At 46.8% G+C, this 11,989-nt stretch carries 11 protein-coding genes and 1 pseudogene; 6 read left to right on the plus strand and 6 right to left on the minus strand.

All coding sequences use genetic code 11. From position 1 onward, the window contains the following. The first annotated feature begins 68 nt into the window (after positions 1-68). On the plus strand, positions 69-1,034 hold the full coding sequence (locus QT996_RS11135; protein ID WP_333046568.1) for an RluA family pseudouridine synthase: 966 nt from the start codon (positions 69-71) through the stop codon (positions 1,032-1,034). Between the two features lie 235 nt (positions 1,035-1,269). Here the strand turns inward: QT996_RS11135 and QT996_RS11140 are convergent, their stop codons facing one another. After that, positions 1,270-2,028, minus strand: coding sequence for a phycobilisome rod-core linker polypeptide (locus tag QT996_RS11140; protein WP_333046569.1), 759 nt, complete (start codon positions 2,026-2,028; stop codon positions 1,270-1,272). 394 nt (positions 2,029-2,422) lie between these two features. Then, a complete protein-coding gene (locus QT996_RS11145) occupies positions 2,423-3,019 on the minus strand; it encodes a phycobiliprotein lyase (RefSeq protein WP_333046571.1) in 597 nt (198 codons plus the stop codon). A 135-nt stretch (positions 3,020-3,154) separates the two neighbouring features. Between QT996_RS11145 and QT996_RS28630 the strand changes: the two genes are divergently transcribed. After that, a complete protein-coding gene (locus QT996_RS28630; RefSeq protein WP_006635534.1) occupies positions 3,155-3,418 on the plus strand; it encodes an NblA/ycf18 family protein in 264 nt (87 codons plus the stop codon). Between the two features lie 231 nt (positions 3,419-3,649). Here QT996_RS28630 and pstB read toward each other — a convergent pair whose 3' ends face one another. The 4 genes from pstB to pstS all read right to left on the minus strand — a co-directional run bounded on the left by pstB (position 3,650) and on the right by pstS (position 7,993). Further along, positions 3,650-4,450, minus strand: a complete 801-nt coding sequence (gene pstB / locus QT996_RS11155) for a phosphate ABC transporter ATP-binding protein PstB (protein WP_333046572.1) — start codon at positions 4,448-4,450, stop codon at positions 3,650-3,652. 126 nt (positions 4,451-4,576) lie between these two features. Next, the gene (pstA, locus tag QT996_RS11160; protein ID WP_333046573.1) at positions 4,577-5,470 is read right to left on the minus strand and encodes a phosphate ABC transporter permease PstA; all 894 of its coding nucleotides are present in this window, start codon (positions 5,468-5,470) and stop codon (positions 4,577-4,579) included. Between the two features lie 34 nt (positions 5,471-5,504). Beyond that, the gene (pstC, locus tag QT996_RS11165) at positions 5,505-6,461 is read right to left on the minus strand and encodes a phosphate ABC transporter permease subunit PstC (RefSeq protein WP_333046575.1); all 957 of its coding nucleotides are present in this window, start codon (positions 6,459-6,461) and stop codon (positions 5,505-5,507) included. Positions 6,462-6,811: 350 nt separating this feature from the next. After that, positions 6,812-7,993 carry a phosphate ABC transporter substrate-binding protein PstS gene (pstS, locus tag QT996_RS11170; protein ID WP_333046576.1) on the minus strand — a complete coding sequence of 394 codons (1,182 nt, stop codon included), beginning with the start codon at positions 7,991-7,993 and terminating at the stop codon, positions 6,812-6,814. A gap of 483 nt (positions 7,994-8,476) precedes the next feature. Between pstS and QT996_RS11175 the strand changes: the two genes are divergently transcribed. The 4 genes and pseudogenes from QT996_RS11175 to QT996_RS11190 all read left to right on the plus strand — a co-directional run. Next, complete coding sequence (locus QT996_RS11175; protein WP_333046579.1) at positions 8,477-9,055, plus strand: biotin transporter BioY; 579 nt, start codon at positions 8,477-8,479, stop codon at positions 9,053-9,055. Positions 9,056-9,248: 193 nt separating this feature from the next. Next, positions 9,249-9,758, plus strand: a complete 510-nt coding sequence (gene lspA / locus QT996_RS11180) for a signal peptidase II (RefSeq protein ID WP_333046580.1) — start codon at positions 9,249-9,251, stop codon at positions 9,756-9,758. 346 nt (positions 9,759-10,104) lie between these two features. Beyond that, complete coding sequence (locus QT996_RS11185) at positions 10,105-11,742, plus strand: radical SAM protein (RefSeq protein ID WP_333046582.1); 1,638 nt, start codon at positions 10,105-10,107, stop codon at positions 11,740-11,742. A 114-nt stretch (positions 11,743-11,856) separates the two neighbouring features. After that, a pseudogene (locus QT996_RS11190) lies at positions 11,857-11,970 on the plus strand (SRPBCC family protein); the annotation flags it as partial. Positions 11,971-11,989: the final 19 nt, after the last annotated feature.

An 11,989-nucleotide genomic window follows, 5' to 3' on the forward strand; every position in this document is an offset into this window, starting at 1 on the left:
AACTAACTCACAGATGTTATGATGAAGATATTTGCTTTACACACTTGGCAAAAAATAGTAAAAAGTAAATGATAGAAACAGACACTGCGGCACAGATTTACACAGTAGAAAATACAGAGAAATTCGATCGCAGTAATGTCAATCAGCGATTAGATATTTGGCTGTCAAACCAGATACCGGACTTATCCCGATCGCGAATCCAAAGCCTCATATCACAAGGCAATGTAAAAGTCAACGACGAAACCTGCACCTCGAAAAAAATATCAGTAAAAACGGGCGATCGCATCCACCTCACATTACCAGAAGCCCAGCCCACTTCCTTGCAGGCCGAAGCAATTCCCCTCGACATTCTCTACGAAGACGACAGCCTAATTATTATCAACAAACCCGCCGGATTAGTAGTCCATCCAGCCGCCGGACACCAAGACGGTACATTAGTCAACGCTCTGTTAGCGCACTGTCCCCTAGCAGAAATAGGCGGAGTTCAGCGGCCGGGAATCGTACACAGATTAGACAAAGATACAACAGGTGCGATCGCGATCGCCAAAACCGACATAGCCCACCAACACCTGCAAGCCCAACTCAAAACTAAAACAGCCCGCCGCGAATATTTAGGCATAGTTTACGGCGCTCCCAACACCGAAACAGGCACAATAGACCTACCCATAGGGCGGCATCCCACAGACCGGAAAAAAATGGCGGTAGTACCAGTAGAAAAAGGCGGTCGCCCCGCAGTTACTCACTGGACAATCAAAGAAAGAATCGGCAACTATTGCTTAATGCACTATCAATTAGAAACCGGCCGCACCCATCAAATTCGCGTGCATACAGCGGAGATAAAACATCCCATTGTCGGCGACCCGATGTACAGTTCCAACCGTTCTATCGGCGTCAATTTAACCGGACAAGCTCTCCACGCATGGCGGCTGACATTGCAGCATCCCGTAACAGGAGAATTAATAGAGGCGATCGCACCTTTACCGGATCAATTCAACACTTTGTTAAAAATATTGCGCCTGCGATCGCACATTTGATAATTGGGCATAGGGCATAGGGCATAGAACATTAGTAATTGGTAATGACAACAGTCAACCGACAACAGTCAACAGTCAACAGTCAACTGACAAAAAATTATGAGTCCCGAGTTTTGGATTCCAAGTTTAGTAAAAAACTCAAACCTCAAAACTCAAGACTCAAAACTCTCTCAGCCTAAAAGCCGATCGATTCAGTCGCTCGCCCGACACAACTAATTGCATCAGACAGCATCAATTACCGGCGACGGGGAACCATGGTCTCGATATTGATATTGGCCAGAGGCACGCGCTGCGGCGGACTAGCAGGCAGGGGCATATTGCGCGCCATACCCAAATAGTTCGACGGATCGCCAGCCTTCGGTTGCTGCTCTTGAGGAACAAAACGGCGCACGCCAGTCTGCCAGATGATTTGCGGGAAGCCAAGCTGCGAACGGTGGTATTCGCTGTAGCGGGGCGTCTTCAAGTTGAAAGGAGTGTCCCCTCCAACTCGCTGAGGCAAAATTCGGCGCTGCTGGTAAGGTATTGTGTCATAGCCGAACTTTTCCAGGTACTCTTCGCTATTGACCAACTCGTCAATAAAGCCTTGAGGCCCCTTATTGGCTACCACGATCGACCAAGCAATCTTTTCGCGCTCGCTGTACACATCCCGGCCCAAAATGCGCTGCACGCACATTTCCACAAACCGATAGTTGCTGTTAGTTTGGTAATTCCGCTCTAGGAAAGGAGAAGAAGTCGCCAAACCGCGAATAAAGTCCCGCACAGTAATTTGGCCGAACTTGAGTTGCGACTCTAAAGACTTTTGGCGGTTGCTCTTGAGGATTTGGTGTTCGCTGTAAATCTGGCGATATCCAGCCCAAATCAAATTTTCCATGTCTCCAGACGAGAGCACATTTTCAGTTGTGAAAATTCTCGGCTGCTCGTCGCTCCCCACTTCAAAACCAGCAACGCGCTGGTTTTGGCTCTTGGGGGCGTAGCTTAATAAAGGTAGCGCCACGTTAAAATCTCCGTTATCTCAAATTTCAGAAATAGTTGACACCGTGAGCTGCCAGCATAACGGATACAACTAACCAACATACAGATTAGGGGATTCCCGCAATCTAAATCTGATTTTCCTGAATTTTTGCAACAATCTGTAACATTTGTTGACTTTGGGGAGGTTGAAGGAAGAGGGAAGAAGGAAGAAGGAAGAAGGAAGAGGGAAGGAGGAAGAGGGAAGGAGGAAGAGGGGAGAGGGAAGTTATGCAGAAAGAAGGCTCGTTCCCCGGAAGCGGGCAGGAACGCCACTCGGCGAGGCTCTGCCTCGTCAAACAGGAGGCAAACGGCTCCCGCCAAGCATTCCCAGGCAAGCTGGGGGAACGAGCCTAAGAGCTGGGGAACGAGCTTACAAATTACCAGCCCAGAGCCGAATAAAACTCGCTGGCGGGTACTTGATCGGCTGCTGCTTCTGATGTTGCATCCGAGTCTGGTTGCACCCGAATTTCGGTGCAAAAAGTCGAAGTGCTGAAACCGCCAAAGCGCTTTACCGTACTCGTCCGCATCCGCACGTTCGGATTAGGAAACCAGAAACGCTCGATCGAACTCATCGTCTCGTATTCGGTAATCAGCAGCAGCCCATCCTCCTCATCCATCTCAAAACGGCCAGCCACCGGCACAATTTCCGCATAGCCGCGTTCGCGCAACATCAAACCCTGCCGGGGATTTTCAGGATCGGGGACGATCGCGAACACCGTAGACCCTTTATGATTCTCATCATCCTTATCCCACGCCATCGAGCCGTGCCAAGTCACAAAAGCCCCCCCAGCAGCCCGGCTCGGATCGACTTCGTGCATCTTGCAAATCTCGGCGACTCTCGCGTCATCCGCACCCAGCGCCGTTACCTGAATATTTGAATCCCCAATCTCCGCTTGGCGGAAAGCGAGGTGGTGAGTGCTGCGCTGAGAACGCCACTCCCCAGCACTGCTTTGAAAAAACTCCATTGCATCCATACGAACTAGCTCCTTTGGCTTAGGCTTCCCTGTCTTTACGCCTTTTTATGATAAGGCTCCCCCCACTTTGATGTACTTTTGCGACACAAATTAGTTTCAAAATGTGTACTTTGGACATATTGTCAAGGGAATGTTATGATAGTTTACAATGTAGGAGACACAACAAATCCTGCGAAACGTCATTCCGATCAATTTCGCATCAATCTCAGCAAACTGGAGGAGCGATTTATGGATATGCCTACAACCAGCCTCAGCATGGAACAGCAGTTCAAACTTCAAGTGCTGCGCGAAGAAGTCAAAAGGTTAAGCCAAGACCAAGCTCAGGAATACTTGCTCGAAGTTATGCGGCAAAACATGGTCAAAGAAAACCTGTTCAAGTATTGGATGAAGAAAATGTGAACTCTTCGAGCATTTCTTCACAAAAATCAGTGGCTTGTATCTGCAAAAAGTGCGATCGAGCTTTTAATCATAAAATCCAGAATCCCGCTTTCTCCAAGAAAGGGGGATTCTGAATTCACAAAAGCTTTACGGGGTTTTTTTTGTCGCTACCAGACTCAGCAAATTAAATATTTTTAATCTCTTAGAAAGAAACTTCGTTTGTGTAGCGATAGCTTAAAACCTGTCGCGGACTCAACCAAAACGGCCACTCACATAATCCAAAGTAGACTCTTCTTTCGGACTTTGGAAAATTACCTCAGTCTTGTCACACTCCACAAGATAGCCAAACCGCTTCCCATCGTCAGAAAGTTTAGCATTGAAAAAAGCAGTCAGGTCAGAAACCCGAGAAGCCTGCTGCATATTGTGAGTAACGATCACGATCGTATACTTTTCCTTGAGTTCTCGCATCAACTCCTCAATCTTAATCGTAGAAATCGGGTCAAGAGAAGCGCAAGGTTCATCCATTAACACTACATCAGGATTAATCGCGATCGCCCTAGCAATACACAAACGCTGCTGCTGGCCACCCGAAAGAGAAAAACCGCTTTGCTTCAACTTATCCTTCACCTCATCCCACAAATAAGCTTGGCTGAGCGATTTTTCCACCAGCTCATCCATATCCCCCTTATAATTGTTCACCCTCGCACCGTAAGCAATATTGTCATAAATCGACTTCGGAAAAGGATTCGGCTTTTGAAACACCATCCCAATCTTGCGGCGCACCGCCACAGCATCAATATCAGGATCGTAAAGATTTTGACCGTGGTAATCAATTCTACCCTCTAAACGAAAACCGTTAACTAAATCGTTGAGGCGGTTAAAACACCGCAGAATTGTACTTTTACCGCAGCCCGACGGCCCAATCAAGGCAGTAATGCGATTTTTGGGAATCTCCATTGAAACATTTTTAACCGCGTGAAAAGCGCCGTAAAAAACATTGATATTTTCTGTCCGTAAAACTGTTTCCGTTTGCTGGTCTAAATCTATCATCATACAAGTAACAATCCAATCGAATTTTACAAACTAAGCCGAAAATGTTATTGGTTATCGGTTGTTAATTATTGGTTATTAGCCTTACCCAGCGACTAACAAATAACTAATAACTAATGACTAATGACTTCAATAAACTTTTTGGCGAGTAGCCCAGCGAGAAAGAATACTCGTCAGCAAAACCATCAACACCAAAATCAAAGATGCCGCCCAGGCCAATTCTTTCTGTGCCTTAAAAGGAACCGTTGCAAAGTTGTACACCAAAACCGAAAGACTCGGAGTTGGCTTATCAAATCCTGCGGGCCAAAAAGGCGAATTGAGCGCCGTGAAAATCAAAGGAGCAGTTTCTCCAGCAGCGCGAGCAATTGCCAGAGTCACACCGGTTAAAATAGCCGGAATTGCCGCAGGCAAAACCACCTGCAACACCGTCTGATAATTAGAAGCGCCCACACCAACCGACGCCCATCTAATATCTTGCGGGACGATTTGTAGAGCTTCGTCAGTAGTCCGCACAATCGTGGGCAACATCAGCACAGCCAGCGCCGCACCCCCTGCAATTGCCGAAAAACCTCCCATATTTACCACGAACAAACCGTAGGCAAATACCCCGGCAATAATCGAAGGAACGCCGCTGAGGACATTAGTAGCAAAGCGTACCCAGCGAGCTATTGAGCCTTTGCTAAATTCAGATAAATAAACGGCGGCCAATACACCAAAAGGAACAGCAATTAGAGAAGCAATTCCTACGGTCATTAACGTACCGACAATTGCATTCGCGATACCGCCTCCCGATAGTCCGGGCGGCGGTGGCAGCTTGGTAAACAAATCTAAATTCAGGCGATTGAAACCTTGTACGGTGACGTAGGAAAGCACCGCAAACAAAGGTAGCAGAGTGATGGCCAGACTAGATCCAGCCAGTACAGTCATCGCCAGATTAAACAGCGCTTGCGGGCTGTTTTTAACCTTCTTTAAACTGCCTGTTTTTGATACCAAAGGATTCTCGTCGGAGACGCTATTTGACATAAACTAAGACTATGTAGGAAATGGCGGCAAACTTCTAGTTGTACTTCGCTCTTACTTGAGAAACAATCCACTCTGCCAAAATATTAACAATCAGTGTCATAATAAACAGAATTAGCCCAGTGTACATCAGAGCTGCTACTTGCAACCCGGAGGCTTCCGCAAACTGATTGGCCATCAAAGAAGCAATAGTATTTGCGGGAGCTAGTACCGAAAAACTTAACTGATTGGAATTGCCAATTAACAGAGTTGCAGCCATTGTTTCTCCCATGGCGCGACCCAGCCCGAGCATAATTCCGCCGACAATGCCGGAAAAAGCCGCCGGTACGAGCACTCTAAAAATTGTTGTCCAGCGAGTAGCTCCTAAACCTAGAGATGCTTGCCGCAATTCGGGGGGGAGACTTGCCAAAGAGTCGCGGGAGATAGCAGTAATAATGGGCAAAGTCATGATTCCTAAGATTACTCCGGCTGGTAACATTCCCGGGCCCACTGGCGGGGTGCTAAAAATCGGCAGCCATCCGAAAGTGCCGTTGAGAAACTTGCCGAGAGTGGTAATCATGGGAATCAATACAGCAATTCCCCACAAACCGTAGACTACGCTGGGAATGGCGGCTAAAAGTTCTACTAAAAAAACTAAAGCTGTACGCACTGGCAGCGGCAGAAAGTCCTCGCTCAAGAAAATGGCAGTCCCTACTCCTAATGGTACTGCAATTAAGAGCGCGATCGCCGAACTGACGATCGTCCCGTAAATCATTGGCAGCGCACCGTACTCTTCTTTAACCGGATTCCAGCTACTGCCAAATAGAAATCCCAAACCGTACTGTTGAATCGCCGGTAAAGCCCGATAAGCAACGGTGAGCGCGATTACGAGCAAAATTACACCAACTCCTATGGCCAAAATCCGCGTGAGCCAGATAAAGCCTTGGTCTAAGGATTTTTCTGCCCCAGAGCGCGATCGGGTCTGTGGTTGAGCGCTGTTATTATCTGAAATCATAGAAAAAAAACCAAATCTATAGTAGCGAAAAATAGTCTGTTTCCGAAAAAGCTAGAAGGAAGCAGAAAGAAAGACCATAAATAAAATCAAAGAGGGGCGGGTTTATTAATCCCCTGACTTTTCAACAAATATTTCTGGTCAAACCCACCCCTACACAGATGCACCGATTGTTACATAGAAGAGGGGCGGATTTATTAATCCCCTGACTTTTCAACAAATATTTCTGATAAAACCCGCCCCACAGAAATATCTCTCTTCGTTCTTCCTGATGTTTACCCGCACGCGCAATGCCCAAGGGCTTTTTTCCCTCTGACAACGGACAACAGTCAACAGTCAACAGTCAACAATTACTATTTGCCAACCTCAATCTTGTAATCTGGGCTGATGCCGTCCGCGGCCGCTGCTACTTTTTCTTTAACGCTTTGGGGTAGAGGAACGTAGCCCAATTCGGAACTAACTTTTTGACCTTCAGTTAAGCCGTATTCAACCATTGCCTCGATGGCTTTGGCTTTGTTGGGGTCAGTAACTTTTTTGGGGACGAGCATCCAAGTGTAGGTGACAATTGGATAGGATTGAGCGCCTTCGGGGTCTTCGATAAATGCTCGCAGGTTTTCCGGCAGCGGCACAGTTGCTAAAGCTTGAGAAGCTGATTCGTCGGTAGGTACTACAAATGTGCCTGCTTTGTTTTGCAAAGATGCAAATTTGAGATTGTTGTTTTTGGCGTAGCCGTATTCTACGTAGCCGATGCTGCCGACGGTTTGGAGGACTTGGGCTGTGACGCCTTCGTTGCCTTTTGCGCCTACGCCTACGGGCCACTGTACTGTTTTGCCGTCGCCTACTGCACTTTTCCAGTCGGGGCTGATGGCACTCAGGTGTTTGGTGAAGACGGCGGTGGTACCGCTACCGTCGGAACGGTGGACGATTGTGATGGCTTGGTCTGGCAATTTAGCGGTGGGGTTGGCGGCTGCAATTTTGGGATCGTTCCAGTTGGTAATTTTGCCGGCGAAGATATCTGCGTAAACATCCCGGGGCAGTTTCAGTGGTTCGGTTAAGTCTGGTAAATTGTAGCCGATGACGATGCTGCCGGCTGTCATGGGCAGCAAGATGACGCCTTTGTCTGCTGGAACTTTGGCGATTTCGTCGTCTTTCATGCCGGTGTCGCTGGCCCCAAAGTCTACTGTGCCTTTGGTAAATTGTTCGACTCCGGCGCCGCTGCCTACTGATTGATAGTTAATTTGTACTTTGGGGTTGATTTTGTTGAAGTCTTGAAACCAACGCTGGTACAGGGGGGCGGGGAATGACGCGCCGGCTGCGGTGATGGCTACGTCTGAGGCGAGGGCAAGTTTGGTGTTTGTCGCTGTGCCCGTGGCTGCAACGGGGGATGCGCCGGGGGAGGCTGCGGTGTCGCCGGGGCTGGGGCTGCTGCTGGTTGTGCTGCCGCCACCGCAAGCTGCTAAACTCAGGGCGATCGCCATAGCCGAAATTGCTGTAGTCAGACGGTTTGGATTAATCAAGTTGAGACGAAAAAGCATAGGTATAAAAAATCTGCGATCGTTATATGGGTGTCCCGCATCAGCATAGCGCGCAAAAGTAAAGGTTAGGTTAAGAATCTTTACACTTAATCGCAAATTAATATTAATTAATATTATGAATGTTATTTATGAGCTTGACGATTGTGCATTTATAAGATATAGCCATCCTACATGAGTCGTAAATTTTTGACCCCACCCCAACCCTCCCCTTATCAAGGGGAGGGAGTAAGAAATTCACAAATGATTTAGGATGGCTATATATGGCAGAGAAATAGCTACGAAAACAAGCAGTCGATCGCCCGATCGCGAAATATTCCCCATTAAATTATCACAAGATCCAGCCTTGAGAACCAGAAAACCCTAGAATGGTGGTTTTTTGGACAGTAGTGCTACTATTAAGAATTTAAAAGCTGCGGGCATGGAAGCTTGCCTCTGACAAATGCCTTCTGCCTTATACCGAATGACGACTGCCGTTTGATGATAATGCCTGCTCCTATTGAATTAATCTGGGCTGTTATTGGTTTGCTCCTGACGATAGGAGGCACTTTTTTGCCTGCATCTGTCACAATTCCTATTGGTTTGTGGGACGATCGAGGACTTCAGGCGTACTCTTTAGGTGTTACCTATCAAATTGGAGCCGTTTTGCTAGTAGGCTGCATGGGGGGAAAAAATGCTGCGGCTCTCTCGCAAATTGCTTATTTAGCATTAGGATTAACTTTATGGCCAGTTTTTTCTCAAGGCGGCGGCATCGGCTATCTCAAAGAAGCGAGTTTTGGGTATTTGCTGGGTTTTGTGCCTGGTGCTTGGGTGTGCGGCTGGGTGGCTTTTAAGGTAGCTTCGCGGCTGGAATCTATGGCTTTTAGCTGTTTGTGCGGTTTGTTTACTGTTCATGCGATCGGCTTAATTTATCTAATTTTTACTTACTTGCTGCCTCCGGCAAAAAAAACACCTTTATTGGATGAGATTCTTAAATATTCGGTTTATCCTCTGCCGGGACAATTGGCGGTTGTTTGTGCGATCGCAGTGCTGTCATTTACTTTACGTCGGTTGATGTTTTATTAATTGCGAAGGAAGAAGGAAAAAGGAAGAGATAACTCGGAATTGTGCAAAATAAGGTTATACTATCATTGCCCAACGGGAGAGTCATCCCGTTAAGGCTGGGATTGCTGAGTTTCACTGCATTCTAGTGACAATAACCAGCTAAATTTGAGTAAATTATCCCATGCCCGATGCCCCCTATTAAATTGCTTAATTCATGCGTTTTAAAAGAAATCCCTTGTTCTGGATTGCTGCTGTTATCAGTTTAGTTTTAGACCACCTGACTAAGTTTTGGGTGGTGCAAAATTTTGACTTGACGATTCCTCCGCAGACGCAGCCGCTGTTACCCGGAGTGTTCCACTTCACTTATGTTGTTAATACTGGTGCCGCTTTTAGTCTCTTCAGCAATGGCGGGGCGATTTGGTTGCGCTGGCTGTCTTTGGGCGTTAGTGTGGGATTGATTGTGCTGGCTTGGTTCGGGCCGCGAATTAACCGCTGGGAACAAGCTGGCTACGGTTTGATTTTGGGGGGAGCACTGGGGAACGGGATCGATCGATTTGTTTCGGGCCATGTTGTAGATTTTATCGATTTTCGGATCATTCGGTTCCCGGTGTTTAATCTGGCAGATGTGTTTATTAATGCTGGGATTATCTGTTTGCTAATTGCAACTTTTCACAGTGCACCGCCACCTAGAAGTCAGGACGATCGCAATTCTATTTCAGACTAACTTTCAACAAGTCAATGGATTTTCGATTTTCGATTTTCGATTTTAAATTAACCCACCCACGGGCTGTACCGTTCTCAGGTTTATCGGCTGGGGAACTCTTTTTTGCTTATCCACTGATGGATCGGGAGGCTTCGCAACCAATAGCTTTCGGTGATTTGTCAATAGTCAGTTATCAGAAGGTAGAGGTGTCAACTTCAGGCTAGAGTCATTTATGAGCTATAATTAGATTTTTTATTGCTAAAGCTAAACTTGCTCGCGATTCTAAGCAATGTGGTCACAAACCCCCGGATTTATCCGTGGGATAAATTCCCTAATCTAAAATCTAAAATCTAAAATCTAAAATCGGATGACTCCTAATCCCTTTGCTCAAGAACGCTTGCTATTTGCCCCAGCAACCCCCGATGCTGATGCTATCCCGACTATTTTTGCTTTTCCCAACGAGTACACGGTGGGTATTACCAGTCTCGGCTATCAGATAGTGTGGGCAACTTTGGCTGTGCGATCGGATATTGAAGTGGGCCGTTTATTTACTGATATCCGCGAACAACTTCCCCGACATCCAGAATTACTCGGATTTTCGCTTTCTTGGGAACTAGACTATGTAAATATTCTCAATTTATTGGAATCTCTAGAAATTCCCATTTGGGCGTCAAAACGAACTGATAATCATCCGATCGTATTCGGCGGCGGCCCGGTTTTTACTGCTAATCCGGAACCTTTTGCCGATTTTTTTGATGTGATTTTGCTCGGAGATGGCGAAAATCTCATAGACAATTTTATTGATGCTTGTAAACAAGTCCGTACCGCCGACAGACCAACTAAATTGCGGCATTTAGCCCAAGTTCCGGGAGTTTACGTCCCCAGTTTGTACGAAGTAACTTATCTGGATGCGGCTGAGGGGATTAAATCGATTCAGCCTGTCGATTCGGGAATTCCCAGTATGGTTGAAAAACAGACTTATCGCGGCAATACTTTATCTGCTTCCACTGTGGTGACAGAAAAAGCTGCTTGGGAAAATATTTACATGGTGGAGGTGGTTCGGAGTTGTCCAGAAATGTGCCGTTTTTGTTTGGCAAGTTATCTGACTTTGCCGTTTAGAACTGCGAGTTTGGAGAGTTCGCTAATTCCGGCGATCGATCGCGGTTTAGCTGTGACTAATCGTTTGGGTTTGTTGGGTGCTTCAGTTACTCAGCACCCGGAATTTGAAGCGTTGCTGGATCATTTGAATCATCCGAAATACGACGGCGTGCGGCTGAGTCTTTCTTCGGTAAGGACGAATACGGTGACAGTTAAGCTAGCAGAAATATTGACCAACAGAGACAGCAAATCGGTGACAATTGCGGTGGAAAGCGGGAGCGATCGCCTCCGCACAATCGTTAACAAAAAACTCACTAATGATGAAATTATTCAAGCTGCTATCAATGCTAAGGCTGGCGGCTTAAAGGGAATTAAACTTTACGGGATGGCAGGAATTCCCGGCGAAGAAATGGAGGATTTAGAGGAGACGGTGGCGATGATGCGGGCGATTAGAAAAGCCGTTCCCGGTTTGCGGTTGACTCTGGGATGCAGCTCTTTTGTCCCGAAATCTCACACTCCTTTTCAGTGGTTTGGAGTGAATAAAGATGCTGAAAAGAGGCTGAAGTTTTTAGATAAAGAATTGCGTAAGCTGGGTTTAGAATTTAGACCTGAAAGCTATAACTGGTCTGTGATTCAAGGGTTGCTCTCCAGGGGCGATCGGCGGTTGTCTCGGCTGTTGGAATTAGTGCGGCACTACGGCGATACTTTGGGCAGTTATCGGCGGGCATTTAAGGAGTTGCGGGGACAGTTGCCGGAGATGGATTTTTATGTTTTTCAAGAGTGGGAATTGGATCGGGTTTTGCCTTGGAGTCATTTAAAAGGGCCGCTACCGGAGGCGACTTTGAAGAAGCATTTGGCTGACGCGATGAGTCATTTTAGGACGAAGGATTTGCAGTTGACGACTTAGGAAATAGCGGGATGCAAAAGATTGAAACTAACGGTTGCTGTTTGTACTGATACAGAGGATAATACTGCAAATGCTGAAACGCGATCACACTTAACTGTCTAGCCCAACGATACAATGCCCAATTTTAAATATTCGTCGCTGATTAATGCTACCGTTGAAGCAGTCTGGAACTTTCACGAAAGGCCGGACCTTCTGCAACTTTTGACTCCGCCTTGGCAACCGGTTCAAGATAAGATGAGGAGCGACA

Source organism: Microcoleus sp. S13C4 (assembly GCF_036700865.1).
GTDB lineage: Bacteria > Cyanobacteriota > Cyanobacteriia > Cyanobacteriales > Microcoleaceae > Microcoleus.